This is a genomic window from Kitasatospora sp. NPDC097643, assembly GCF_040302625.1.
In the GTDB taxonomy this organism is placed as follows: domain Bacteria; phylum Actinomycetota; class Actinomycetes; order Streptomycetales; family Streptomycetaceae; genus Kitasatospora.
Map to the genome: position 1 here is coordinate 101,062 of NZ_JBEOSA010000018.1, position 25,385 is coordinate 126,446.

A 25,385-nucleotide genomic window follows, 5' to 3' on the forward strand; every position below is an offset into this window, starting at 1 on the left:
ACCGGACCCCGACCGGCGCCGTCATCAGCCGACGCCCTGGGCGGCGCGCGCGTCGGCGTCGCGCAGCAGGCCGTGCATGGTGCGCAGCACGTCGGCGCCCTTGAGCAGGTCGTCCGTCATGGTCGCGTCGTTGCCGGACAGCACCAGGTAGAAGGAGTGGGCGGCGGCGGCGAGATCGCCCTGGAGCTGCTGCTCGGCGGTCGTCACGGCCCGCTCGCAGTCCTTCATCGCGTCGTCCATCGTCCGGCCGGCCTGGGTGAGGGCGTCGGCGGCCTCGTCGATGTTGGCGTGGTTGAGCACGATGTCGGCCATCAGGGGTTCCTTTCGGGGTCGGCCGGCCTCGCCGGGCGGCTCGGGCGGCGCGGAGGAGGGGGTGAACGGGGGGGCGGGTCAGCTGGGGTTGAGGCCGTTGTAGACGACGGAGGAGGGACCGGTGTTCCAGTTGCCGCCGACGCCGAGCGCCTCCTGGTGCGCGTTGTTGATCTGCTGGTGGCCCTTCGCCAGGGCCTCCTTGAAGTGGTCGTACGCCTGCTGGAGCTGGGTGTACCGGGCGCTCCAGTCGTCGATCTTCGCCTGGTAGGCGGTGCTGGCGGCGGCCTTGAAGTGCTGCTGGATCTCCTCCTTGATCGCCTCGACGTTCCGGCCGGCCTGGTACATCGCCTGGATGTGGGTGTCCAGGGTCGCCAGGACGCTCTGGACGACCGCGTCCTCTGTCTGCAGGGCGGGGTTGGCCACGGGTTTCCCTTCCTCGGTACGGGTTCCCGCGCCCGGCGGGTGCCGGGTGCGGCGGGTCCGCGGACCCGGTTCCAACTGATTCAACGGGCCTGCGGCGGGCGGTGGTTCAGCGCCGGGCGCGCGGCGGTTCAGCGCCTACGGGCAGCGGTTCAGCGCCGACAGGCGGGGGCGGCCGGGCGGGCGGGCGGCGGCGCGGCAGCGGTCGCCGAAGGGTTCGCGACGCCGGTCAGGGCGGCCGGGTCGAGGCTGGGCCCGGTCGGCAGCAGGGTCAGCAGCGGTTCCGGCACGGCCGGTGGCACGGTGTCGGCGTACCCGAGCTGTTTGGCGACCGCGGGCGAGGCGAGCGGGTACTTCACCCCGGTGTCGGTGACCAGGTAGAGGGTGGCTCCGACGCCGGCGCTGGACAGGGCCCGGACCAGCGCGCCGCCACCGGGCCGCACCGCGATGCTGTCGGCGCCGGCGCAGGCCGGTTCGACGCCCGGCTGGGCGGCGGGCGGCAGGCCCGCGACGACGGCGGCGTCCAGCAGGGTGACGGCGGTGGTCGGCGCCTGCTCGGTGAGGTGCAGGTCGGCGCAGACGCCCCGGCCCTGGGCGACCGTCACCAGCTCGGGCGGCGCGGCGGGCAACCCGGCGGTGGGCGACCCGGCAGCGGCCGCCGGGGCGGTGTGAGCCGCCAGGTCGGCCGGGCCGAGTGCGGCCGGGGTGACGGCCCGGCCCTCGTACGCGGCGCTCTGGGTGCGCGGATCGTTGCGCAGCAGCTCGAAGGCCATCCGGCCGAGCGGGGCCAGCCCGGCCGGGGTGAGCAGGTAGGGGTCGCCGCCCGGGCCGGTGAAGAGCTGGCCGACCTTGGTGGGGCGGGCAGCGAGTTCCGGGCCGGGCGAGCCGCGGCCGTCGAGGTCGGGGGCGGCCAGGTCGGGGCCGGCGGTCAGCGCGTTGAGGAAGGCAGTCGTCACCGGGTAGGCGGCGACGGCGGTCTGGCCGAGGGCCTGGCGGGCGCCGTTCTTCGTGTCGACGCGGAGCCGGCGGCCGTGCCAGAGCAGGTACTCGGTGCCGTCGGGGGCGGCCACCAGGGCGGCCTGTCCGTCCGTCAGGCTGACGCCCCGGCTGCCGGGGCCGACGGCCAGGGCCAGTTCGGGCAGCCGCCCGCCGGTCGGGCCGGGGCGGCTGACGGCACAGGCGAGCCAGGGCGCGTCGGCGAGCCGGTCGGGCCGGGGCAGGCCGTCGGGGGCGCCGAGGATGCCGACCGGGGCGCCGCGCGGGGTGTCGGCCAGCGACTTCACGCTGACCTGGTCGACGACCAGCTGGTCGCCGGCCAGCAGCCGGGCGCTGGCCTCGTTCAGCAGCGGGTGCAGGCTGCCGTCCAGGTACAGGTAGCGGGCGCCGCTCTCCTTGACCACCACCACGGTGCCGGGCTTGCGCCAGGCCGTGGCGCCGCCGGGCACCATCACCCCGTACACGGCGACCCCCAGGCAGGCCAGCACGGCGACGACCAGCCCGGTGACGGTGCCGCGCGAGGTGCGCCCGGCGGGCGTGTCGGCCGCGTCGGGCTCGCCGCGCAGCATGCCGGTGGCGAGCCTGCCCATCACGAACAGGTGGGCCTGCACCTGGTCGCGCTTCGACTGCATCTCGTGGTTCTCCTCGGGGCGGCGAACGGTCCTGAGCGGCGAACGGTCCGGGGCGGCGAACGGTCCGGGGCGGCGAACGGTGCTCGGCGGCCGGGTGGCTCGTGTCGTGCTGTCAGCCGGCGATGCCGCGGAGCCCGTGGTAGACCCCGGCCACGGCCAGCGCCAGCGGGATCACCGCCACCGCCGCGGCCGTGTGCAGCAGGTCGGCGGCCCGGCCCCAGTACGGCAGCAGCCGCCGCCCGGGGATCGTCCAGGAGACGACGGCCAGCGCGGCCGCCACCCAGAGCAGCCCGACCAGCAGCACCAGGCGCCCGCCGGTCGGCTGCCCCGCGGCCACGTGCCCGGCCAGCAGCGCCGGCCCGTACGCGCCGGGCAGCAGGACGGAGAGCCGCTGCGGGATGCTGCCGATCGCCCGGCCGTGCAGCAGCAGCAGGACGGACAGGGTGGCGGTGAGCGCCTTCGCCGCCCAGTCGTCCTCGCCCGCCAGCACGGTGAGGCAGAGCGTGAGGACCAGACCGAGCGCCAGGTGGAAGGCGGTCAGGAAGCCGTCGGCGACGGCGCTGCGGCTGTGCACGGTGGCGCTGGGGACGGCGGCGATCCCCTCCTGGAGCTCCTCGGCGTTGCGCGGCAGGGCGGGCAGCCGCAGTCCGGACAGCCGGAAGCAGAGCCCGGGGACGAAGGCGCCGAGGACCACCGAGAGCACCGCCAGCACGGCCGCCGTCTCCGGCCAGGACACCCCGTTCAGCGTCAGCACGCCCGCCAGCGTCACGTCCAGGGCGAGCAGCACCGCGCCGAGGAACAGCGGCGCGGCGCAGCCGACCGCGGCCAGCGCCAGCACCGCCGCGCCGGCCGCCGCGCAGCCGCCGGCCAGCAGCCGGGCCCCGGTCGCGCCCGGTCCGCCGCCGGTCGGCAGCAGCGCCCCGGCCGTGGCGAGGTAGGGCACGGCGACGGCACCGAGCGCGGTGCCCGCGCCCGCGTCGCCGACCGCCCGGGAGGCGCTCAGCGCGCCGAGCAGCAGGAGCAGCCCGGTGACGGCGGCGGCCAGGGCGCGGGTCCGTTCGGGGCCGGGCAGCAGGAGCAGGGCGAGGCCGCCCACGAGGACCGCGACGGCCAGGGCGAGCGCCACGTGGTGGGTGAGCGCCGGGCGCCAGGTGTCCGGGCGGGCGCGCATGCCGGTGGCGACGCCGTCGGCCAGGTCGTCGAAGTGCACCTCGGGCAGGGCGTCGCGGCGCGGGCGCAGCTGGAGTTCGTCGCCGTCGCGCAGGTCGAGGGCGTCCGGGCTCTGCTCCTCGTCCAGCGGCGGGCCGCCGAGGCGTTGCAGCACCCAGCCGTCGTGTTCGACGCCCCGCTCCGCAAGTTCGGGGCCGGCGTGGTCGAGGACGGCGGGCAGCAGGTCGGCCAGCGGCACGTCGGCGGGGACGGCGAGTTCCAGCACCGCCTCGGGGGTGCGGAACCTCAGTCGGCACAGCCCGGCGACGGCGGTCCCGTTGGCGCTCCCGTTCACGGTTCTCCTCGCTGCGCGGCACGGCTTCGGACGGCGGCTCTCGGACGGCGGCTCGCCACGGCGGACGGGCCGGACGTCCTCGGTGGGTGACGGCCCGGGCCGGGCTGGGGGAAGGTCCGGCCCGGGTGTCACCCACACCAGCAGTCACGGACGCCGGTGCCCGCCGGGTTCACCACTTCGCGTGATCCGTCCTCCGGCACCCCTGAACCCCGCCCGGTCCGCCGCCCGTCGTCCCGGTTGGACGGGGCGCGTCCCGGGCCGCCGGCCCGCGGGCGCCCCTCCCCGGTGCGAGGAGCCCTTCGTTGAGTGTGGTGCTGGTCAACCGTCCGCCGCGGCGCCCCGGCCCGGCGATGCCCGACGGCGAGATCCAGTTGCAGGAGCCGCCCGCCCTCCCCGAGGCGCAGAGCGGCATGTCGAACATGATCGCGATGGCGCCGATGGCGCTCAGCTCGCTGTCGATGGTGTTCGTCTTCCTGCGCCCCGACGACGGCGGCGGCGTGCTGACCTACGTCGCGCTCGGCATGATGGCGCTGTCCGCCGTCGGCATGCTGGTCACCCAGCTGATCCGCGGCGCCGCCGACCGCAAGCGGGAGCTGCGCGCCGAGCGCCGGGACTACCTGCGCTACCTCTCCCAGATCCGCCGTCAGGTCCGCGGCGCCGTCGCCCGCCAGCAGGAGGCGCTGGCCTGGCGTCACCCCGCGCCCGCCGCGCTGGCCTCGCTGGTGCGCACCTCCCGGCTGTGGGAGCGGCGCAGCAGCCACCCGGACTTCGGCGACGTCCGGATCGGCACCGGTCACCAGCGGCTGGCGGTGCGGCTGGCGCCGCTGTCCACCAAGCCGGTGGAGGACCTGGAGCCGCTGTGCGCGCACGCGCTGCGCCGTTTCATCCACGCCTACGGCACCGTCGCCGACCAGCCGATCGCGGTCTACCTTCGGGGGTACGCGCAGGTGCTGCTGCGCGGCACGCAGGACGAGGACCGCGCCGCGGCCCGGGCGCTGGCCCGGGCGATGCTGGCGCAGCTGTCGCTCTTCCACGCCCCGGACGAGCTGCGGATCGCCGTGGTCACCGACCCGGCGCACCAGGCTGAGTGGGAGTGGACCAAGTGGCTGCCGCACGCCCTGCACCCGGTGGACACCGACGGCCTCGGGCCGGTGCGGCTGGTGGCCGGGTCGCTGGTGGAGATCGAGCAGCTGCTCGGCGCCGAGTTCGCCGGCCGGCCCCCGTACGAGCCGGACGCGCAGCCCGGCCGGGACGAGCCGTTCACCGTGATCGTGCTGGACGGCCCGCCGGCCGCCCCGACCGGCCGGGCCGCGCTGGCCGGCTGGCGCAACACCGTCCTGCTCGACCTGGGCGACGCCCTGGAGTGGAAGCCGCTGCGGTTCCGGCTGCGACTGCGGATCGAGGACGGCCGGCTGGCCATGGTCGGCGCCGACCGCAACCACCGCGACGAGGTCACCGAGCTCGGCCGCCCCGACGCGCTCGCACTGCCCGCCGCCCGCCGGCTGGCCGCCCTGCTGGCCCCGTACCGGATCGGCGACACGGCGGAGGCCGGGGAGCCGCTGGCCACCGACTTCGACCTCGCCACCCTGCTGGGCATCCGCGACCTGGACCGGCACGACGTCACCGAGAGCTGGGCGGCGCGCGGCATCGCCGACCGGCTGCGGGTGCCGCTCGGGCTCTCCGGCGACGGCACGCCGGTCGAACTGGACATCAAGGAGTCCGCGCAGGGCGGCATGGGCCCGCACGGGATGCTGATCGGCGCCACCGGCTCGGGCAAGTCCGAGCTGCTGCGCACCCTCGTCCTGGCGCTGGCGCTCACCCACTCCTCCGAGGTGCTCAACTTCGTCCTGGTCGACTTCAAGGGCGGGGCGACCTTCCTCGGCCTGGACCAGTTGCCGCACACCTCGGCGGTGATCACCAACCTGGCCGACGAGGCCGCCCTGGTGGACCGGATGCGCGACGCCCTGCACGGCGAACTGGTCCGCCGCCAGGAGCTGTTGCGGGCGGCGGGCAACTACAGCTCGCTGCTCGACTACGAGACCGCCCGCGCCGCCGGCACCCCGCTGGACCCGCTGCCGACGCTCTTCGTCGTGGTCGACGAGTTCAGCGAACTCCTCGCCGCGCACCGGGACTTCATGGACCTGTTCATCATGATCGGCCGGCTCGGCCGCTCGCTCGGGGTGCACCTGCTGCTGGCCTCGCAGCGGCTGGACGAGGGCCGGATGCACGCCCTGGAGTCCCACCTGTCCTACCGGATCGGCCTGCGGACCTTCTCCGCGATGGAGAGCCGCGGCGTCCTCGGCGTCCCCGACGCCTACCAGCTGCCCTCGCAGCCCGGCAACGGCTTCCTGCGCAGCGACATCGCCACCCTGACCCGGTTCAAGGCCGCGTACGTCTCCGGCCCCTACCGGGCCAGGCGCCCCGCCGCCGCCCGCCAGGCCGCCGTCGCCGGGCAGGTCGCGGTCTACGGCACCGGGTACGTGGCGCCGCGTCAGCCCGTCGCGCTGCCCGCCGCCGAGGAGCCGGCGCAGACGCCGCAGGAGACCCGCAGCCTGCTGGCGCTCGCCGCGGCGAAGCTCGTCGACGCCGGGCCGCCCGCCTACCAGGTCTGGCTGCCCCCGCTGGGCGTGCCGCCCACCCTGGACCAGCTGCTGCCGCCGCTGGCCCCGCACCCCGCGTACGGCCTCACCACCGAGACCGGCGCGGGCCGGGGCACCCTGACCGTGCCGGTGGGCGTGGTCGACCGCCCCTTCCAGCAGGTCCGCGACCTGCTCACCGCCGACCTGTCCGGCGCGGGCGGCCACGTCGGTGTCGCGGGCGGCCCGCAGAGCGGCAAGAGCACCCTGCTGCGCACCCTGATCACCGCCCTGGCGCTCACCCACACCCCGCGCGAGGTCCAGTTCTACTGCCTCGATTTCGGCGGCGGCACGCTCTCCTCGCTGCGCGGCCTGCCGCACGTCGGCGGGATCACCGGGCGGCACGACCCCGAGCGGGTGGTGCGCACCGTCGCCGAGCTCAACAGCATCCTCAACCGCCGCGAGCAGCGCTTCGCCGAGCTCGGCATCGACTCCGTCGCGGCCTTCCGCCGCCGGCTGGCCGCCGGCGAGCTGTCGGACGAGCCGCACGGCGACGTCTTCCTGGTCATCGACGGCTGGAACACCGTCCGCCAGGAGTTCCCCGACCTCGCGCCCGCGCTGACCCTGATCGCCCAGCGCGGCCTCAACTACGGCATCCACCTGATCGTCGGCACCACCCGCTGGGGCGAGGTCACCAGCGCGCTGCGCGACCTCCTCGGCACCCGCTTCGAGCTGCGGCTCGGCGACCCGGTCGACTCCGCGATCGGCATGCGGGCCGCCGGCCGGGTGCCCAACGTCCCCGGCCGGGGCCTCACCGCGGACGAGATGCACTTCCTCACCGCACTGCCCCGCACCGACGGCAGCGGCACCGCCGAGGACCTCGGCGAGGGCGTCGCCGACCTGGTCGACGCCGTCGCCGAGCACTGGACCGGCCCGCGCGCGCCGGAGATCCGGATGCTGCCGCTGCACCTGCCCGCCACCGCGCTGCCCGCGCCCGAGGGCCGGCTGCGCATCCCGCTCGGCCTCCAGGACGTGGCGCTCACCCCGCTCTGGCACGACTTCGAGGAGACCCCGCACCTGGTGGTGGTCGGCGACAGCGAGGCGGGCAAGACCAACCTGCTGAAGCTGGTCGCCGCCGCCGTCACCACCGCCTACCGGCCCGACGAGGCGCGGATCATGCTGATCGACTACCGCCGGGTGCTCCAGGAGGCGGTGCCCGAGGAGTACCGGCTGGGCCACGCGGTCTCCGTCGACGTGCTGCGCCAGATCGTCGACGGCGCGGCCCGGGCGATGGCCAACCGGCTGCCCGGCGCCGACATCGCCCCGGCCCGGCTGCGGCTGCGGGACTGGTGGGAGGGGCCCGAACTGTTCATCGTGGTCGACGACTACGAGCTGGCCGCCGGCTCCTCCGGCGGCCTCGGCAACCACCCGTTCGGGCCGCTGCTCGACTACCTGGCCCAGGGCGTCGAACTCGGCCTGCACCTGATCGTCGCCCGCAGCGCCAACGGCATCGGGCGGGCCGCCTCCGACCAGCTGCTGCGCAAGCTGGAGGAGGTCAACACCCCGGCCCTGCTGCTGTCCTGCCCGCCGAGCGAGGGCTACCTGTTCGGCAACACCAAGCCCCGGACCTTCCCGGCCGGGCGCGGCCTGTACATCACCCGGCGCCGGACGGTGCAGGTGCAGACCGCCCTGGTGGAGCCGGGCGAAGGCTGAACCCGGTGCGGGGGCGGGCCCGTTGTCCCGGATGACACGCCCGGCGGCCCCGGCCGGGCGGGGGGAGGGCGGAACCATGAGCACGGCAGCGCACCCGGCCGGGAACCCGGCGCGGCGCCGGCTGGGCCTCCGTCGGGCCGCCGCCCCCGCCCCCGCTCCGCCGCCCGCCGACCTGCACCGGGTCGGCCCGCACTTCGTGATCGCCCCCGGCGGGGGCGGCGAGGGCGCCGACCCGGCGGCCCCGCCCGCCGAGCTCAGCGCCGCCCTGGGCCGGCTCACCCCCGTCGCCCGGACGGTCACCGTGCTCGCCGCCGCCCCGGACGCCCCCGCCGTCCTCTTCGCCCGCCTCGACGAACTGGCCCGCACCGCCGCCACCCGGGACGCCACCGCCCTCGTGCTCGCCGCCTCCGGCCTGGCCGCCGCCGCCCCGGACGGCGGGCCCCGGCCCGCCCAACGGATCGCCGAACTGGCCGGGCTCGGCGTCGTCGCACCGGACGGACTGGTCACCCTCCGGCCCGACGGCACCCTGCTGACCACCGGCCCGGCCGACGGCGACGACGCCTCCTGGTGGCTCTGCACCCCGGCCGGGGAACTGCGCCGGCTCGGACCGCGCTGGCCGCTGCCGACGGCTCCCGCACCCCACACGCCCGCACCCCACACGCCCGATCGGCCCATCACCGCCGGACCGGAGCACCCCACCGACCCCCTGGTGACCGCACTGCCGCACGGCTACTGGCTCCGCACCGAGCCTGCCCCCGACGGCCCGCCGGACGCCCTGACCCGCGCCACCGCCGACGACGCCACCGTGCTCCTGATCGTCGGCCACCCCGGCAGCCCGCTCCCCCCGGCCGCCGAACTCGCCGCCCGGATCCGCCCGTTGCTCCCCGACGCGTCGGCCGAGCCGCTGCTCAGCACCCCCTGGGCCGGCACCGGAGCGCTCACCGCCCTCGCCGCCGGACTCGCCGCCGAACTCGGCCGGGACGTCCGGGCCGCCGTCGGCCTGCCGATGCGCACCGCCGCCGGCCACTCCGCCCGGCTGCTCACCGCCGACGGCGCCCCGGCCTGGGAGCCCTGGCTCACCGAACTGACCGCCACCGCCGACCCCGGCCCCGAACCTGGCCCGGACTCCGGCCGCGGCCGCATCGTCGCCTCCGCCTGGCGCACCACCCCCGACGGCCCGGCCAGCTGCGGACCGGCGTGCTACCGGGCCCCGGTCCCTGACTGGTGCCTGGAGGCCGTCCCCGCCGGCCTCTGGCTGCGCCCCGACGGCCCGGTCCGGGACCGCGGCCCCCGGCTGCGCGATCCCGACCCGGCCCGCCCGCTGCTGCTCGTCGGCACGGACGGCGCGGAGCTGCCCCCGGCCGTCCTCACCGCCCTGGACGAACTGCTGGCCGCCCTCACCGAGCCGGACGCCCCCACCCCTGAACCCCTCCTGCTCGGCACCGCCCCCGCCAGGGAATCGACCACCACCGAGGAGCCCCCACCCACCGCCCGTCTGCTCACCCCGGACCCCAACGCCGACCCCGACGCCGACCCGCAACTCCCCGCCCCCGCCACCGAATCGGCCAGCGAGTCGGCCACCACCGAGGAGCCCCCGCCCCCGGCCCGCCTGCTCACCCCGGGCCCCTCCGCCGACCCCGGCCCCGGCCGCCCGAGCACCCCCGCCGAACGCGCCGCCTTCCGCGCCCTCCTCGGCGAGCACTTCCAGCGCTGCGCCAGCCGGGCCGAGCAGGTCGCCATGCGCCTCCCGGCCCTGCGCTCGCACGCCCGCGACGACCTGAAGAGCGACCTCGCCGCGGTCTACCTGCACCACGTCGACACCGGCGTCCCGGTGCCGCGCGGCGAACTCGTCGAGGCGGCCCGCCGGGGCGCCCCCGGCCCGCTGGACCCGTACCTGGCCTGCCTGGGCTCCGGCCTGCGCCGGCTGCCCAACCACCGCGGCGCCGTCCTGCTGGGCGCCGACGCGGGCGAGGAGGAACTGCGCCACTACGCCCCGGGGGCGCTGCTGGTGGAGCCGGCACCGGTGGTCGGCACCCCGGCGGCCGAGGTGGTGCCGGGGACGTCCGTCGAGTTCCTGGTCTGGTCCGCGACCGGCCGCCGCACCTCGGTGGTCGCCGAGGACGGCGAGCCGGAGGTGGTCTTCCCGCCCGGCTCGCACTTCTCCGTCCTGGCGGTCCTGCCCGCCGCCGAGGACCGCCCCACCCGCGTCCTGCTCCGCGAACTCGGCCCCGCCCCCGACCGAGCCCCCGACCGCGACGCCCAGGCCCGCGAACGCCTCCTCGGCTGGCAGTCCCGCCGTGACCTCCTCCCCCCGGACCAGCTCCGCCCGCCGACCCGCCCCGCCCGCCTCCACCTCACCCCCGGCGTCACCACCACCCGCTGACCGGGTCACCGGACCGGGTGGCCCGCCGCGCACGGCCGGGTGCCCGGAGCTAGCGTCGACAGCACGTCAACGACGTTCCCTCCACTCCCGATCAGGAGAATCCCATGGCGGCTGACGCTGCACAGGTGGCACCCGACGTCTACAAGGTCCTCTTCGAGAACGACCGGGTGCGGCTGATCGAGGCCCGGCTCCAGCCCGGTGTCACGACAGCCATGCACCACCACCGCGACAACCTCGTCTACAACCTCGCGGACGGGACGGTCGCCTTCACCGACGAGTCCGGTGGAACCGTCGAGGTCCCGCTCGCGGCCGGCGAGACGATGTGGTTCCCGGCCGTGGACCACTCCACGCACAACACCGGGAGCACCGAGGTCCGCTCGCTGCTGTTCGAGCTGAAGTAGCAACACCGCCCGCTGATTCCGCACTGCTCCGAGTGGCGCCCACGGGTGGTGTGCGTCCCCCCACCGTCCCAGGCTGGCGTACGCGGTGCGCGCCCGAACCGTGCGACGGCGGCCGGCGCCACCCGGCGTCGCCCCGACCGGGGCGGCCAGGGACCTCGGAGAAGCGGAACCACATGGCAGAACAGGGCATCGAACAGGGTTGCCTGCCGCCCGATCGCGGGATCGGCAGGTCGGTACGAAGGTGGGCGCAGCGCCGGTACGCACGGGGACGCTCCCGGGGTGCGCCCACCGGGGCCTCGCTCGTCGCAGCCGCGCTGGCCTTCCTGGCCGCGGCCGGACCGACACCGAGCTGCGCGGCCGCGCCGAGCAGCGCAGCGACACCGAGCAGTGCGGCGGCACCGGCCGACCGGGGGCAGCAGTCGGGCGGCCCGGCGCGGTTCGTGCCGGGCCCCTGCCCCAGCAGGCCCGAGCCGGTCCCCGGGCGGTGCGGGTTCCTGGAGGTGCCCGAGAACCGGGAACGACCCGGCGGGCGGACCATCCGGCTGGCCGTCGCGATCGTCCCGGCCGCGTCCACCACGCCGGCCGGGGACCCGGTGGTGTTCATGGAGGGCGGCCCCGGCGGCGACGCGTTCGGGGCCATCCCCTTCCTGATCGACTCCGGGGTGAACGGGGATCGCGATCTGATCGTCATGGCCCAGCGCGGAACGCTCCATTCGCAGCCGAGCCTCGCCTGCCCCGAGATCGACCGCTTCAACGCGGCCGCCGCGGGGCTGCCCTACGACGCGCCGTCGACCGGACGGCTCCTGGTGGGCGCGGCCGGGGAGTGCCGGGACCGTCTGGCGGCCGAGGGCATCGAGCTGAGCGCCTACAACACCACCGAGAACGCCGCGGACTTCGCCGACCTGCGCGCCACGCTGGGCATCGAGTGGTGGAACGTCTACGGGTACTCCTACGGCACCGACCTGGCCCTCACCTACCTGCGCCGGCACCCCCACGGGATCCGCTCGGTGACGATCGACTCGGTCACACCTCCGCAGATCGTGAGCCTGCCCTGGACCTGGGACAGCGCCCAGGAGGGCATCAACACGATCTTCGCGGCGTGCGAGGCCCAGCCGCGCTGCAAGAGCCGCTACCCGGACCTCGCGGGCACGCTGACCGAGCAGGTCCGCCGGCTGGAGGCGAACCCCCTCACGCTGACGGTGCAGCGGCCGGGCGGAGGGAGCCCGGTGAAGGTCGTCCTCGACGGGGGCGCGCTGGTGAACCTGCTGGTCGCCGACGGCGGCGCCCTGCCGGCCGTCGACGTCCCCGCGGCGCTCGACGAACTCGCCCACGGCAACCCGGAGCGCTTCGCGCAGGCCCAGGCCGCCGGCGCGACGCCCGCCGTCGGGGAGACCGCCCACGGCCTGACGCAGTCGGTGGCGTGCGCCGAGTGGGTGCCCGGCTTCTCGGAGTCCGACGTCCTGGCGGCGGGGCGCCGGGCGTTCCCCGGCTGGCCGGACACCGTCCTGGCCCATGCCCCGCAGCTGCCCTTCGAATACGACGTGTGCCGCGTCTGGAACGTCCCGGACCGCACCGCGGTCCAGCGGATCGCCACCGTCAGCGACGCGCCGACGCTCATCATCTCCGGAACCTTCGACGCGAAGACCGGGGCGAGCTGGGGCCCGTACACCGGCCGGACGCTGTCCCGCTCGACCGCCGTGCAGATTCCCGGAATCGGCCACTTCGTGGTCCCCCAGTCGCCCTGTGCGCAGGCCGTCCTGGCCTCCTTCCTCGCGGATCCGACCACACCGCCCGACACCTGCTGCGTGGCCGGACTCGAGCCGAAGCCGTTCACCATCACCCCTGAGCCGGAGAGAACATGACGTCCATCCGCCCGCCCCACCACCGACGCCTCGCGCGCCGGCTCCGGACCACGCTCTCCGGGGCCACGGCCGGTGTCCTGTTCCTCGGCCTCGCCGCGCTGCCCGCCCGGGCCGAGGACGGCCACGAGGCGCCACTCGGCACGGTCGCCCGGACGGTGGGCCACGCCCACTACGAGCCGGGCCCCTGCCCGCGGACGGCGGACCCGATCCCCGCGCTGGGGAGGGCCCGCTGCGGAACGCTCACCGTGCCCGAGGTCCGGTCCCGGCCCGACGGGCGAACGATCACCCTCGGAGTCGCGATCATCCCCGCGGCCACCAGGAGAGCGGCCCCCGACCCGATCGTGTGGCTCGCCGGCGGGCCCGGCGACGACGCCGTCTCCGAGATCCCGCTGGCGCTCAACGGCGCCCTGAACCACGACCGGGACGTGATCTTCATGTCCCAGCGCGGGACCTACTCGGCCGACCCGCAGCTCACCTGCCCGAACATCGACGAGTTCAACGCACGCGCCCTCGACCTGGTCTACGGTGCGCCGTCCACCGGGCGCCTGCACGTCGAGGCGACCCGGGAGTGCCGCGAGCAGCTGGTGGGCCGCGGGGCCGACCTCAGCGCCTACGACGGCACCGAGAGCGCCACCGACTACGCCGAACTGCGCGCCACGCTGGGCGTCAGGCAGTGGAACGTGTTCGGCATCTCCTACGGCACCGACCTGGCGCTCCAGTACATGCGCCTGCACCCGCAGGGCATCCGCTCGGTCGGCATCGACGGCGTCCTGCCGCCCTCGCTGGCCGGCGGCGCCGTCACCTGGAAGGCGGCACGCGAGGGCTTCGACGGCCTGTTCGACGCCTGCGCGCAGCAGCCCGCCTGCCACACCCGCTATCCGGACCTGAAGGCCACCTTCGAGCGGCTGGTCGTCGAGCTCGAAGCCCGACCGGTCACCACCACGGTCACGGTCCCGGGTCAGCCGGCGCCGGTCGAGGTCGTGCTGGACGGCGGGACCCTGGTGAACTGGCTGGTCTCCGCCACCCACCTGGCGGCCGGGGTGCCGCGCTCGATCGACGAGCTGGCCCACGGCAACCCGCAGCGGATCGCCGAGCAGTGGGCGGGCGGCAAGCTCAGCCCGCAGGCCGTCGGGAGGGTCTCCCACGGGCTCTCCTACGGCGTCTTCTGCCGCGAGTGGACACCGTTCGAGAGCGAGGACGACGTGATCCGGGCCGGGCGGCAGGCGTTCCCGTCCTTCCCCCGGTCGGTGCTGGCCAACGCGCCGCTGCTCGCCTGGCTCCACGACGACTGCCGCGCCTGGGACGTGCCGGCCGCCCCGCCTTCGATCCGGGACGTGACGCACAGCGACATCCCGACCCTCGTCCTGTCGGGCGGGTTCGACGCCCAGACCGCGCCGAGCAGCGGGCCGTACGCCGCCCGCACGCTGAGCCGGTCCACCGAGGTCACCGTCCCCTACGTGGCCCACGTGGTCTTCGCCGACTCACCGTGCGCGCAGGCGATCACCCGCTCGTTCTTCGACACGCCGACCGCGCCGAACACGGAATGCCTCGCGTGTCTCCAGCCGCCGGAGTTCGAGATCGCGCCGTAAGGAGCCGTAACGAGGCGGTCAGCAGGTCGGCGGTGGCGGGGCGTTCGCGCTCCGCCACCGCCGACCTGCCTCACTCGGCTGCCGGCTGCGGGGTGAGCCGGCGCAGACCGCGGCGGTCGTAGTAGCGGGTCATCGCGAAGCCGAAGACCAGCGCGGCGACCGTCCCGACCGCGATCATGATCCAGGCCCGGGTCAGGCCGGCGTCGCCGCGGGCGTCGAAGAAGAGGATGGACCGCGTCCCGACGCTCAGTTGGTGCATCGGCTCGAAGATGCCGAGGAACCGGTAGAAGGCGGGGGTGGCCTCCAGCGGCACGGTCGCCCCGGAGGAGGGCAGGGCGAGGGCGATGAAGACGAACATCGAGACCAGCTGCCCGATCCCGCCGAAGGCCGCGTTGATGGCCTGCACGCCCAGCCCGACGGCGACGATCGCGCAGTAGGAGAAGATCCACAGCAGCGGCAGGTGCGAGGCGTCCATCCCGAGGACGCCGACCGTGGCCGCCATCAGCAGGCTGGTGGTCAGCAGCGAGATCCCGGCGGTCATCACCATCTTGAGCAGCAACGTCTGGGTGCGGTTGATCGGGACGGTCGGGCGGCGGGCGTGCCAGGGGCCGATCTCGTTGTCGGCGTAGCCGAGCGCGGTGTCCACACCGCTGTTGATGATGTTGCCGCCGATGAAGCCGCAGAGGACGAGCAGCAGCGCGTAGTAGAAGGAGCTCAGGCCCAGGCCGCTCTGTCGCCCGATCGGGTGGCCGACGGCGGTGGTCACGGCGACGGGGTCGACGAGCAGCAGCCGGGTGGTCGGGGTCGCGTTGGGCACGGCGGCGCTCAGCTGCTTGCCGATGGTCTGCGAGGCCTGGTGGGCGGCGGCCTGGTTGATCTGCGAGGCCAGCGAGGAACCCAGGCTGCCCAGGCCGGGGTTGGTCAGCACGCTGATCGTCGGGCGGACGGTCGCCCCGTCGGTGGCCAGGGCCGCGACGGAGGCGGTGAAGTCCTCGGGGACGACCAGCGCGCCGAACACCTTGCCGGAGTCCATCGCCTCCTGGGCGGCGGCCCGGTCCATCCGGCGCCAGTCGACGGTCTTCCCGGGGCTGCTGGCGACCACCGCGTCGGTGAGCTGCTGACCGATGTTCTGCTGCTGCCCGGGCAGCGGGGGGCTCTTGTCCTGGTTGACGAGGGCGATCGGCAGCCGGTGCAGGTTGCCGTTGGGGTTGAGGATGCCGCCCATGTAGAGCAGCGACAGCAGCAGTGCGACCAGCCCGCACAGCACGGTCGGCACGAGCCAGAGCCTGGCGTGCCGCAGCAGCGCGCCGGCCCGGGCCGGCCGGCCGGGCGGCGGTGGGGTGTCCGGGGTCATCGGCGTTCGGTCGCCGGCCGGGGTGAGGACGACCCGGACGTCGCCGCCGGGACGGCCCGCGCCGCCCTGCCGGGCCCCGCCCCGGCGGTGCTCACGACTTCCCGCCCGCGCCGCCGACGGAGACCACGTGGGCGGTCGTCGGCCCGTCGGGGGCCTGGTAGTCGACGGTGTCGCCGGCCCGGCGGCCGAGCAGCGCCTGGCCGAGCGGGCTGTCGGAGGTGACCAGGCTGGTGTTCAGGGCCTCGGCGAGTTCGCCGACCTCGACGGTGTCCTCCGTCCCGTCCGCGAACCGCACCGTGACGGTGCTGCCGACGCCGATGGTGTCGGTCTTCGGTGGCCCCGCGAGGTCCGCCTCGCGGAGCCGCCCGGTGATCTCGGTGATCTGGTCGTCCAGCCGGGCGAGGCGGTCGGCGCGCTGCAACTCGTCGGCCTGGTCGGCCCGGTCGCCGGGCTCCTCGCCGCCGCTCAGCGTGGCCGCGACCTGCGCCCGGTCGGCGCGCAGCTCGGTCAGCTTCCGCTCCAGCGCCGCACGGTCGACGTCGCTGATGGGCTCGGGTCCACCGGTCATTACCGCTCCTGTCGTGCAGGCGGCACGGTCGGGCGCCGCTCCTCCGTTTCCATTGCGGCACGCCACCGGGGCTCCGGCAACTTGCCACCGTGGCGAGGACGTGTCTGACAATTCCCGCCGGGCGCGCGAACTGTCAGACGCGCCCTACGGCAGTGCGTCGTAGGTGTAGACCGCGGAGAGGTCCAGCACGGAGCGCGGGGTGGCGGCGGGGCCGGAGGTGACGGTGCCGAGGGGGGAGACGATCGGGTCGTCGATGCGCTCGCCCAGGTAGGTGGCGGCGGGGGCGGTCATGTCCGGGGCGTAGAGGGGGCCGTAGCGCTTCAGCCAGCCCTGCCAGATCCGGTCCACGTTGCAGTGGTGCAGGTAGAACAGCGGGTCGTTGGGCGAGGTGGCGGGGCCCATGTCGCCGCCGATCCAGACGTGCACCTGGTTGTGCAGGTGGACGGGCTGGCTCGGGTCCTTCGGCAGCCAGCCCTCCAGCCGGTTGCGGAAGCCCTCCGAGGAGGCGTTGAAGTCGCGCACGTCGTAGCGGTCCGCCGGGGCGGCGCCGGGCGGCGGGGCGAAGTCCAGGGCGCCCTTGACCTGGGCACCGGTGGGCAGGGTCCGCCAGCCGAACGGCGGCGGTTGCGCGAAGGAGCGGCGCAGGCCCCGGCTGGTCTGGACGAGCCGCATGCCGCTCGGGTCGCTCTCGATCCGGACGGTGAAGGTGGCCGGGTCGGTGCGGTGGTAGGCGAACGGCCCGGTGGTGACCGGGTCGCCGTCGCCGCCGAGGTGGCCGAAGATCGCGGCGTCGGCCGGCGAGCCGAGGTCGCCGTCCGCCGACCAGTCCCAGTACGGCAGGGCGAAGTCCGGCTTGTGCAGCACCCGTTGGAGGTTGGCCTCCAGCAGGCCGAGCATCACCCGGTGCCACGGCAGGAAGATCGGCCCGCGGTGGGCGGCGTTGCGCACCATCGGGTTCCCGTGCGGCGGGATCGGGGTCGTCATGGTCTTGCCGTGCCAGATCACGAACAGGTCGTAGGTGCGCACCGGGGTGTCCGGGCCGGCGATGCCGAACTGGCGGGTGGTGTGGCGGCCGACCTCCTGCTTGAGCAGCAGGATGCCGCGGACGTAGTCGTCCCGCGCGGTCTGGTCGGTGAGGATGTTGCGGCGGACGACGGCCATCTCAGTGACCCCCTCGGAAGGCGTCCGGGTAGCTGTTGATCAGCACCCGGACGGCGTCCACCGCCGAGACGAACTGGTAGGCGGGCAGGGCGTGGCAGGAGAGCATGCCGCTGTCGTCCACGTCCAGCCCGGCCGTCAGCGGCCGGTCGTCCACGGTGATCTCGTAGGTCGTGGTGATCACGATCCGGTGGCCCTGGTACTCGGCCGTGCGGACGGACTTCGCCGGGCCGTGCTCGTGGTCCATCGGCGGCGCCGGCAGCCCGGCGAGGTAGTTGCCGAGGCTGTCCGGCGCGGCGGCGGCGGTCAGGTCGGTCGGGTCGACGGTGTGGTCCATGCTGCCTCCTGGCGGCTCTCGCTCCCCCGCCCCCACCATCGCGCCACCACCCGTCCCCCGCAGCTCGGGGCTGCGGGGGGCGGGGTACTGCGAGGTGGGCTCAGCCGTCGATGCGGTGCTGGCTCCAGAAGGAGGTCAGGTCGACCGTGCTGGCGGCCTGTGCGGCGGCCTTGAACTCGGCGGTGGTGGAGACGCCGTACCAGTGGGACTGCGCGTAGTCGTGCAGCAGCCTGGTCATGGCGGTGTCGCCGAGCTGGCGGCGCAGGTCGTGCAGGGCGCACTTGCCGTAGCCGTAGACGACGGTGGAGTAGCGGGAGGAGTTGGCGTCCCAGTACGCCATCGAGTTGGTGATCCGTTCGGCGGAGGAGGCCCAGGAGACGCTGTTCCAGCAGCCGTTGCCGGACTTGCCGAGGGCGAGGTCGGTGGCGTAGTCGGTGAACGCCTCGTCGAGCCAGGGGCTGGTGTACTCGTCGTCGCCCACGATGCCGTAGAACCACTGGTGGCCGATCTCGTGGGTGAGCGCGGTGGTGCTGACCAGGTCGAGGACGAAGCCGGGGTACTCCATGCCGCCGAACCAGAAGTTGTTGTCGATCACCGCGTCCAGCTCGCCGTAGGGGTAGGCCCCGAAGCGCTGGGCGTGGGAGTCGACGGCGGAGGTGGCGGTGGAGAGCATCGACTGGGCGTCCGAGGAGCTGATCCCGGCCACCGAGTAGACGTTGACCTTGACGCCGGCCGGCGAGGTGCCGGATATCCTGCTGAACGGCCCGGCGGCCCAGGCGAAGTCGCGGACCTTGCTCGCCGTCGCCTTGGTGACGGTCCGCCCGGCGGCGCCGGGGGTGTCCACCGAGGTCCCGGTGGCGGGCACCAGCAGGCTCGACGGGTGGTCGAGCGTGACGGTGAAGTCCGCGGCCAGCGAGTAGAAGGACTCGCCGTTGTTGGTGTACGGGTCGAGGTGCCAGCCGGCCGCGTCGCGGATGGCCAGCACCGGCAGGGCGTTGCCGAGGAAGTTGAACGCCCCGTCGTGGCCGAAGCGGTCGGCGCCGCTCGGCACCGCGATGGCGAGGTCGAAGCCGACCGTGCCGCTCTGCCCCTGGGCCAGCGGCGCGGGCAGGGTGATCTTCAGCGCGGTGCAGTTGACCGAGAGCGCGGCGGGCGTGCCGCCGGTGACCTTGCTGACGGTGATCGGGGTGGTGCCCGGGCAGCTGCCGTGCCAGTTGTCCCAGAGCCGCAGGTACACCTCGTTGAGCGGGGCGGCCGAGGCGTTGGTGAAGTTCACGCTCTCGTGCCCGGTCCAGTTGGCCCCGGTGCTGTCGCTGCTCAGGTCGGCGGTGTAGCCGGGCGCGGCCGGGGTGCGGGTCGCGTCGCCGGGCTGCGGCGGGGTGGTGCCGCCGCCGGAGACGTCCAGGGTGATGTCGTCCAGCACGAAGCTGGTCTGGAGGCTGGAGTCCTCGGCGCCGGTGAAGGCGAGCGTGACGGTCTGGCCGGCGAAGGCGGAGACGTCGATGCTCTTCTGCACGTACCCGGCCTTGGCGTCCAGGTTGGAATAGGTCGCCAGGGTGGTGGTGCCGAGTTTGACGGTGAGTTTGTCGTACGCGGTGCTGGTGGTGGTCTCGGCGGTGTCGACGTGCAGCCAGAAGCCGAGGGTCGCGGTGCCGCACCCGGTGGGGAGGGTGACGGACTGCGACAGGGTTTCGGTGTGGGTGGAGCCGTAACCGTCCAGCCAGGCGTAGGAGTTGCCGCTGTGGGCGCTCTGGCCGGTGTCACTGGTGATCGTGCCGCTGTCCGCCGTCCACGGCGAACCGCCGGACTCGAAGCCGCCGTTGGCGACGACCTGGGCGGCCGTGCAGTCCGCGGCGCTCGCCACGTTGGGGGTGGCGAGTGCCGTCGTACCGGCGGCGGCGAACAGGGCGGCGGCGGACAGGAAACGCAGGATTCTGCTCATCGGAGCCTCTCGGAGGAGTGGGCCGGGAGAAGCAGCGTGACAGCAACACCGCACTGTTCGAAAGGGTCATGACAAAGAGTCGAGTGGGCAGGGTCCCGGGTGGCGGTGCGCGAGCGCTGAGCGGCTACCCGTCGCCCAGCTCGGCGCGTACGCCGAGCAGCCGCACCGGGCGGTCCTGGTCGAAGCGTTCCAGCGCGGCCAGGGCGGCCCGGGCGATCTCGGCGGGGTCGCGGGTCGGCGCGGGCAGGGTGAGGCCGTGGGTGTGGGTGAGGAAGGGCGCGAAGCGGATCTTCACCGTGACCCGGACGGCGGGGCGCCCGTCCTCGGCCACGTCCCGGGCCACCCGCCCGGCCAGCACGGCGACCTGCCGGCCGATCTCCGCGCGGTCCACCAGGTCGTGCTGGAAGGTGGTCTCCCGGCTGTGCGACCGCGCGACGTGCGGGGCGGCGGTGACCTCGGTGTCGGCGGCGCCGTGCGCGAGCGCCCGGTACCAGGGCCCCATCGTCGGCCCGAAGCGCTCGGCGAGCCGCTCCGGGTCGGCCCCGGCCAGCTCGCCGACCGTTCCGATGCCGGCCCCGGCCAGTTTCCGGGCGGTCTTGGCGCCGATGCCCCACAGCGCGTCGGTCGGGCGGTCGGCCATCACCGCGGCCCAGTTCTCGCCGGTGAGCCGGAAGCGCCGCCCGGCGGCCGGTCCGCCCGCGGCGGCCGGCTTGGCGAAGCCGGTGGCCAGCTTGGCGCGCAGCCGGTTGTCCCCGATGCCCACCGAGCACCACAGGCCCGTCGCCATGCGGACCGCCGTGCGGATCCGGTCCGCCAGCTCCTCCGGGTCGTCGGTGTCCGCGCCGACGAAGGCCTCGTCCCAGCCGAGTGCCTCCACCACCACCGGGAACCGGCGCAGGGCGGCCAGGAAGCGCTCCGAGGCCTCCCGGTAGGCCGGCGCGTCCACCGGCAGGAACACCGCGTCCGGGCAGCGCCGGGCGGCCACCCGCAGCGGCATGCCGGAGTGGACGCCGTACGCCCGCGCCTCGTACGAGGCGGTGGACACCACGCCGCGCGCGGTCGGGTCGCCGGTGCCGCCGACCACGACCGGCCGCCCGCGCAGCTCCGGCCGGCGCGCGACCTCGACCGCGGCGACGAACTGGTCGAGGTCCACGTGGAGCACCCAGTGCGCGGACAGGGCTTCGGACACGGCTTCAGTATGTGCGCGCGCCGAAGCGGCCGCCCCTCCCGGAGGAGGAGGCGGCCGCGGGGCGGGGCGTCAGGCCAGGCGGCCGACGTGGGCGAGGGCGCGCTTGAGCAGGATGCCCTGGCCGCCCGGCATCTCCTGCTGCACCAGCGGCGAGGCCGCCTCCTCCGGGCTGAACCAGACCAGGTCGAGCGCGTCCTGCCGGGGGCGGCAGTCGCCGGCCACCGGGATGACGTAGGCGAGCGAGACGGCGTGCTGGCGGGGGTCGTGGAACTCGGTGGCGCCCAGGGTCGGGAAGTACTCCGCGACGGTGAACGGCTGGAGCGAGACCGGGATCCGGGGCAGCGCCACCGGGCCGAGGTCCTTCTCCAGGTGCCGTACCAGCGCGTCCCGGATCCGCTCGTGGTGCAGCACCCGGCCGGAGACCAGGGTGCGGCTGACCGTACCGTCCGGGCCGATCCGCAGCAGCAGCCCGATCTCGGTCACCTCCCCGGCGGCATCGACGCGGACCGGCACGGCCTCGACGTAGAGGATCGGCATCTTGGCCCGTGTGGTCTCCAGCTCCTCGGGAGCGAGCCAGCCGGGCGTGGTTTCCGTGATGTCAGACACCGACTGATCGTACGATCTCCCGCGCCCGGCACGCCGGGTGACCCACCGTCCGTCAGAGGAACACCAGGGCGGCCAGGCCGAGGTGGACGCCGCCGGTGAGCCGGGACAGCCGGCGGTCGCGGCGCGGTGTGCCGCGGAGCCGGCCGGTGAGGGCGGCGCCGAGCAGGGCGTAGCCGAGGTCCAGGGTGAGGGCGATGGCCAGGAAGACCAGACCGAGGACGAGCATCCGGGCCCGGGTCTGCCCGGGCGGCAGGCCGGTGGGCAGGAACTGCGGCAGGAACGCCAGGAAGAAGAGCACCACCTTGGGGTTGAGCAGGTTGACCAGGACGGCGTCGCCGTAGACCCGGAGCAGCCGCTGCCGGTCCGGCCGCTCCTCGGGAGCGGTGGCGGACGGGTGGTGCCGCAGCGCGCGGACGCCCAGGTGGCAGAGGTAGCCGGCGCCCGCGTAGCGCAGGGCGGCGAGGGCGGCCGGGTGGTCGGCGACGAGCGTCGCCAGCCCGCCGACGGCGGCGAGGACGTGCAGCAGGGTGCCGGTCTCCACGCCGAGGGCGGAGACCAGGCCGGCCCGCCGCCCCTCCTGGACGCTGCGGGTGACGATGTGGACCAGGTTGGGCCCGGGCACGGCGACCAGGGCGAGCGAGGCCAGCGCGAAGGCGACGAGTGAGGTCATCCGCGCTCCAGTGCGGTGGGCAGAAGGCCGAGCGGCGGGGCGCCGAGGTCGAACAGGGCGCGGTGGAAGCGGCGCAGCGAGAAGGCGCCGCCCCAGCGCGCCTCGGCCCGGGCGCGGAGGTCGAGGATGGCGAACTTGCCCCAGGTGTACCGGCCGTAGGTGGGGTCGAACAGGCCGCGCTCGGCCTCGTGCCGGGCGGCGGGGCCGGCCAGCGCGACGTCCTCGGTGAAGCGCGCCTCCGCGTCCGCCAGGGTCATCGCCCCGGTGTGCAGGCCGATCGCGCAGGCGAAGCGGGTGACCCGGCGCAGCGCGTCCTGGGCGACCGCGACGGCGACCCGCGGATCGCCGTCGCGGAAGCCCTGTTCCAGCGCCAACTCCTCGCAGTAGTGGGCCCATCCCTCGATGAAGGCCTCGGAGTGCAGGGTGCGGCGGACGGCGCTGGTCGCCCGGCGCAGCGCCCTGAAGTGGCTGGCGTGCCCGGGGGCCACCTCGTGGACGGCCATGTTGGGCATCAGGGTCCGGTTGAAGGCGCCCGCCAGCCACTGGTCGCGCTCGGCCCGGTTCCAGCCGGTGTCGGGGAGGGTGACGCGGAAGCTCGCGGGGGCGTCGGGTTCGTCCGGCGCGGCCGCGAACAGACCTGCTGCCGAGCGGCGTTGGGAGGCGGGCATCGGCTCGACGACCACCTCGACGTCGTGGTCGGGCACCAGGTCCAGCCGGGCCGTCCAGGCGACGGTCTCGTCGACGAGCGCCGCGAACTCGGCCGGCAGGCCGTCCGCTTCGGGGTGGTCGGCCTGGAGCGCCCGGACGGTGTCGGCGGGCGGGGCCTCGGGGTCGACCCGGCGCAGCGACTCCGCCAGCAGGGCGCGCAGCCGGTCCCGTTCCGCGTCCACCCGGGCGGAGATCACGGTGAGGTCGACGGTGCAGGCCTCGGCGGCGCCGAGCAGCCGGGCGAGCGCGGGGCCGCCGAGCGCGGCGGCCGGCGGGCCGTCGGCGGCGGCCCGTTCCAGGTGGGTCAGCAGCCGGGCGTGCGCCCGGCCGGCGGCGGCGTGGACCGGGCCGCCCGTGGGGTCGAGGAAGGCGGCCAGCCCCCGGGCGAGCGGCAGCGTGGCTCCGGCCAGCGCGGCGGGCACCCGGTCCAGCGACTCGATCGCCGCGTCCACCGCGTCAGGCCAGTGGCGCAGTTGGGCCGTCCGGGCGGCGGCCCGCTCGGGCTCGGGTGCGTAGCGGCGGTCGTAGCCGGACAGGTCGAGGTTCTCGATGTGCCACAGCGGGTTGGTCCGGTGCAGTTCGAGCTCGCCGAAGCGGACCCGGAGGGCCTCCTCGGCGGCGGCCGCGTGCGCCTCGTCGTGCGGGTCCGGGTACGGCGCGGTCCCGGCGGGGCCGCCGAGCGCGGCGAGGCCGCGGCGCACGCCGTCCGGGGAGAGGTCCTGGACGGCTCCGTCGTACTCGTGCCGGCCGACGGCGTCCCGCGCGGCCGGGACGGACAGGTCGCAGATGGCGGCCAGTCGGGGGTCAGGGTTTGTGCTCGATGTCATGCCGTTAGCCTCGGACGGCGGCGGCGCGGACTCCCGTGCCAATGGAGGGGAAAGTGGACCGACTTCACGACCGACTTCACGACCGGCCTCGCGACCGGCCTCGCGACCGACCTCACGAAACGTCCGGGACGGCCGAGCCGGCCGGGCTGATCGACCTGCTGGGTGACTGGAGTGCGGCCGGGGGTCCGCTGTACCGGCGGCTCACCGAGGCGTTCGTCCGGGCCGTGCGCGCCGGGGACCTGCGCACCGGCGACGGCCTGCCGTCCGAGCGGCGGCTCGCCGACGCGCTGTCGGTCAGCCGCGCCACCGTGGTCGCCGCCTACGACGCGCTGCGCGGCGCGGGCCTGGTGGAGACCCGCCGGGGCAGCGGCACCCGGGTGTCGGGGGCGGCGGCCGCCCACCGGGCGCCGGCCGACGGGCGGGTGCGCGGCGGCCGGGCCACCGCGGTCATCCAGCGGCTGGTGGCGCAGCCGCCGGACGTCATCTCGTTGGGGCAGGCGGCCGAGGCCGGTGGACCGGACCTGGCCGGGGCGCTGCTCGACCTGGTCCGCGAGGACCTGCCCGGACTGCTCGTCGACGCGGGCTACCACCCGGCCGGGCTGCCCGCGCTGCGGGCCGCGATCGCCGACCACCACACCGCGCACGGCCTGCCGACCGGGCCCGAGCAGGTGCTGGTGACCACCGGCGCCACGCAGGCCGTCACCCTGTGCGCCCAGCTGTACCTCGGACGCGGCTCGACCACCGTCGTGGAGTCCCCCGGGTGGCCGGGCTGCCTGGACGTCCTCACCGCGGCCGGCTCACGGCTGGTCGGGGTCGAGCTCGACTCCGACGGCATCCGGATCGACCGGCTCGCCGCCGCACTGGCCGCCCACCGGCCCGCGCTGCTCTACGTGATGCCGACCTTCCACAACCCGACCGGCACCCTGATGTCGGCCGGACGCCGCCGCCGGGTCGCCGAACTCGCCGCCGCACACGGCGTCACCGTCCTGGAGGACAGCGCCCACGCGCCGGGCTTGGCCCCCGGGCAGGCCCCGCCGCCGATCGCCGCGCACCCGGCCGGGGGCACGGTCCTGACGGTCGGTTCGCTGGCCAAGGCGGTCTGGGGCGGGCTGCGGATCGGCTGGCTCCGCGCGCCGCAGGACGTCGTGGCGCGCCTCGCCCGGCTCAAGGCGTTGCACGACCTCGGCAGCCCGGTCCTGGACCAGGCCCTCGCCGCCCGGCTCCTCCCGGCCCTGCCCGCGCTCGCCCCGGAGCGGGAGCGCCTGCGCCGCGACCGGCTGGCCGTGATGACCGGACTGCTGGCCGAGCGGCTGCCGGACTGGCAGTGGCGGGAGCCGCGCGGCGGGTCCGTCCTGTGGATCCGGCTCCCGCGCGCCGCGGACGCCCGCGGCTACGCGCAGCTGGCCCTGCGCCACGGCGCCGAGGTCATCCCCGGCGCCGCCACGGACCCGACCGGCGCCCACGACGACCACCTCCGCCTGCCGTACGCCTTCGCCCCGGAGACCACGGCGGAGCTGGTCGGCCGGCTCGCGACGGCCTGGGCGGCGCTGCCGCGGCCGTAGGGCCTGTCGTCGAACTCCCGTCGTCCGCCCGGCAGGCGGGATGCCGGTCTCCGAGGTGGCGGCGGTCGAGGTGCGG

The 25,385-nt window shown here is 75.5% G+C and carries 19 protein-coding genes; 6 read left to right on the forward strand and 13 right to left on the reverse strand.

The window, feature by feature from the left end; genetic code table 11:
- Positions 1–24: 24 nt before the first annotated feature.
- The 4 genes from ABTY15_RS14845 to eccD all read right to left on the reverse strand — a co-directional run bounded on the left by ABTY15_RS14845 (position 25) and on the right by eccD (position 3,864).
- Positions 25–312 carry a hypothetical protein gene (locus tag ABTY15_RS14845; protein WP_350582469.1) on the reverse strand — a complete coding sequence of 96 codons (288 nt, stop codon included), beginning with the start codon at positions 310–312 and terminating at the stop codon, positions 25–27.
- A 78-nt stretch (positions 313–390) separates the two neighbouring features.
- Positions 391–735, reverse strand: a complete 345-nt coding sequence (locus ABTY15_RS14850; protein ID WP_350582472.1) for a WXG100 family type VII secretion target — start codon at positions 733–735, stop codon at positions 391–393.
- A gap of 149 nt (positions 736–884) precedes the next feature.
- Positions 885–2,360, reverse strand: a complete 1,476-nt coding sequence (eccB, locus tag ABTY15_RS14855; RefSeq protein ID WP_350582475.1) for a type VII secretion protein EccB — start codon at positions 2,358–2,360, stop codon at positions 885–887.
- Positions 2,361–2,472: 112 nt separating this feature from the next.
- Positions 2,473–3,864 (reverse strand): type VII secretion integral membrane protein EccD, encoded by a 1,392-nt coding sequence (eccD, locus tag ABTY15_RS14860; RefSeq protein WP_350582477.1) that lies wholly within the window; start codon positions 3,862–3,864, stop codon positions 2,473–2,475.
- Positions 3,865–4,166: 302 nt separating this feature from the next.
- Here eccD and eccCa point away from each other — a divergent pair, with 302 nt between their 5' ends.
- The 5 genes from eccCa (at position 4,167) to ABTY15_RS14885 (ending at position 14,388) form a co-directional block, all read left to right on the forward strand.
- Positions 4,167–8,153 (forward strand): type VII secretion protein EccCa, encoded by a 3,987-nt coding sequence (eccCa, locus tag ABTY15_RS14865; protein ID WP_350582482.1) that lies wholly within the window; start codon positions 4,167–4,169, stop codon positions 8,151–8,153.
- A 76-nt stretch (positions 8,154–8,229) separates the two neighbouring features.
- A complete protein-coding gene (locus ABTY15_RS14870; RefSeq protein WP_350582484.1) occupies positions 8,230–10,536 on the forward strand; it encodes a hypothetical protein in 2,307 nt (768 codons plus the stop codon).
- Between the two features lie 104 nt (positions 10,537–10,640).
- A complete protein-coding gene (locus ABTY15_RS14875; RefSeq protein ID WP_350582488.1) occupies positions 10,641–10,937 on the forward strand; it encodes a cupin domain-containing protein in 297 nt (98 codons plus the stop codon).
- A gap of 500 nt (positions 10,938–11,437) precedes the next feature.
- The gene (locus ABTY15_RS14880; RefSeq protein ID WP_350582492.1) at positions 11,438–12,799 is read left to right on the forward strand and encodes an alpha/beta fold hydrolase; all 1,362 of its coding nucleotides are present in this window, start codon (positions 11,438–11,440) and stop codon (positions 12,797–12,799) included.
- Entirely contained in the window at positions 12,796–14,388 is a 1,593-nt protein-coding gene (locus ABTY15_RS14885; RefSeq protein ID WP_350582496.1) for an alpha/beta fold hydrolase, read from the forward strand. The genes ABTY15_RS14880 and ABTY15_RS14885 overlap by 4 nt, the downstream gene beginning before the upstream one ends.
- A gap of 70 nt (positions 14,389–14,458) precedes the next feature.
- Here ABTY15_RS14885 and ABTY15_RS14890 read toward each other — a convergent pair whose 3' ends face one another.
- The 9 genes from ABTY15_RS14890 to ABTY15_RS14930 form a co-directional block, all read right to left on the reverse strand.
- Complete coding sequence (locus ABTY15_RS14890) at positions 14,459–15,742, reverse strand: YhgE/Pip domain-containing protein (RefSeq protein WP_350582499.1); 1,284 nt, start codon at positions 15,740–15,742, stop codon at positions 14,459–14,461.
- Between the two features lie 91 nt (positions 15,743–15,833).
- Positions 15,834–16,310 (reverse strand): GreA/GreB family elongation factor, encoded by a 477-nt coding sequence (locus ABTY15_RS14895; RefSeq protein WP_350582502.1) that lies wholly within the window; start codon positions 16,308–16,310, stop codon positions 15,834–15,836.
- A 144-nt stretch (positions 16,311–16,454) separates the two neighbouring features.
- Positions 16,455–17,471: a tyrosinase family protein gene (locus ABTY15_RS14900; protein ID WP_350582507.1), complete on the reverse strand. Its 1,017-nt coding sequence runs from the start codon at positions 17,469–17,471 to the stop codon at positions 16,455–16,457.
- Position 17,472: 1 nt separating this feature from the next.
- Positions 17,473–17,805: a hypothetical protein gene (locus ABTY15_RS14905; RefSeq protein ID WP_350582510.1), complete on the reverse strand. Its 333-nt coding sequence runs from the start codon at positions 17,803–17,805 to the stop codon at positions 17,473–17,475.
- Positions 17,806–17,905: 100 nt separating this feature from the next.
- Complete coding sequence (locus tag ABTY15_RS14910; RefSeq protein ID WP_350582513.1) at positions 17,906–19,747, reverse strand: M1 family aminopeptidase; 1,842 nt, start codon at positions 19,745–19,747, stop codon at positions 17,906–17,908.
- Positions 19,748–19,871: 124 nt separating this feature from the next.
- Entirely contained in the window at positions 19,872–20,936 is a 1,065-nt protein-coding gene (locus tag ABTY15_RS14915; RefSeq protein ID WP_350582517.1) for a DNA polymerase IV, read from the reverse strand.
- A gap of 69 nt (positions 20,937–21,005) precedes the next feature.
- On the reverse strand, positions 21,006–21,533 hold the full coding sequence (locus ABTY15_RS14920; RefSeq protein WP_350582545.1) for an NUDIX hydrolase family protein: 528 nt from the start codon (positions 21,531–21,533) through the stop codon (positions 21,006–21,008).
- A gap of 61 nt (positions 21,534–21,594) precedes the next feature.
- A complete protein-coding gene (locus ABTY15_RS14925) occupies positions 21,595–22,212 on the reverse strand; it encodes a LysE family translocator (RefSeq protein ID WP_350582519.1) in 618 nt (205 codons plus the stop codon).
- Positions 22,209–23,747 carry a DUF885 family protein gene (locus ABTY15_RS14930; RefSeq protein ID WP_350582523.1) on the reverse strand — a complete coding sequence of 513 codons (1,539 nt, stop codon included), beginning with the start codon at positions 23,745–23,747 and terminating at the stop codon, positions 22,209–22,211. Before ABTY15_RS14930 ends, ABTY15_RS14925 begins: the two co-directional genes overlap by 4 nt.
- Positions 23,748–23,800: 53 nt before the next feature.
- Between ABTY15_RS14930 and ABTY15_RS14935 the strand changes: the two genes are divergently transcribed.
- Entirely contained in the window at positions 23,801–25,309 is a 1,509-nt protein-coding gene (locus ABTY15_RS14935; RefSeq protein ID WP_350582527.1) for an aminotransferase-like domain-containing protein, read from the forward strand.
- The last annotated feature ends 76 nt before the right edge of the window (positions 25,310–25,385 follow it).

Coding starts and splice junctions, on each gene's coding strand:
- ABTY15_RS14900 (WP_350582507.1), bottom strand. CDS start 17,471: ATGGCCGTCGTCCGCCGCAACATCCTCACCGACCAGACCGCGCGGGAC.
- ABTY15_RS14875 (WP_350582488.1), top strand. CDS start 10,641: ATGGCGGCTGACGCTGCACAGGTGGCACCCGACGTCTACAAGGTCCTC.
- ABTY15_RS14870 (WP_350582484.1), top strand. CDS start 8,230: ATGAGCACGGCAGCGCACCCGGCCGGGAACCCGGCGCGGCGCCGGCTG.
- ABTY15_RS14910 (WP_350582513.1), bottom strand. CDS start 19,747: ATGAGCAGAATCCTGCGTTTCCTGTCCGCCGCCGCCCTGTTCGCCGCC.
- ABTY15_RS14925 (WP_350582519.1), bottom strand. CDS start 22,212: ATGACCTCACTCGTCGCCTTCGCGCTGGCCTCGCTCGCCCTGGTCGCC.
- ABTY15_RS14845 (WP_350582469.1), bottom strand. CDS start 312: ATGGCCGACATCGTGCTCAACCACGCCAACATCGACGAGGCCGCCGAC.
- ABTY15_RS14885 (WP_350582496.1), top strand. CDS start 12,796: ATGACGTCCATCCGCCCGCCCCACCACCGACGCCTCGCGCGCCGGCTC.
- ABTY15_RS14895 (WP_350582502.1), bottom strand. CDS start 16,310: ATGACCGGTGGACCCGAGCCCATCAGCGACGTCGACCGTGCGGCGCTG.
- eccB (WP_350582475.1), bottom strand. CDS start 2,360: ATGCAGTCGAAGCGCGACCAGGTGCAGGCCCACCTGTTCGTGATGGGC.
- ABTY15_RS14890 (WP_350582499.1), bottom strand. CDS start 15,742: ATGACCCCGGACACCCCACCGCCGCCCGGCCGGCCGGCCCGGGCCGGC.
- ABTY15_RS14905 (WP_350582510.1), bottom strand. CDS start 17,805: ATGGACCACACCGTCGACCCGACCGACCTGACCGCCGCCGCCGCGCCG.
- ABTY15_RS14930 (WP_350582523.1), bottom strand. CDS start 23,747: ATGACATCGAGCACAAACCCTGACCCCCGACTGGCCGCCATCTGCGAC.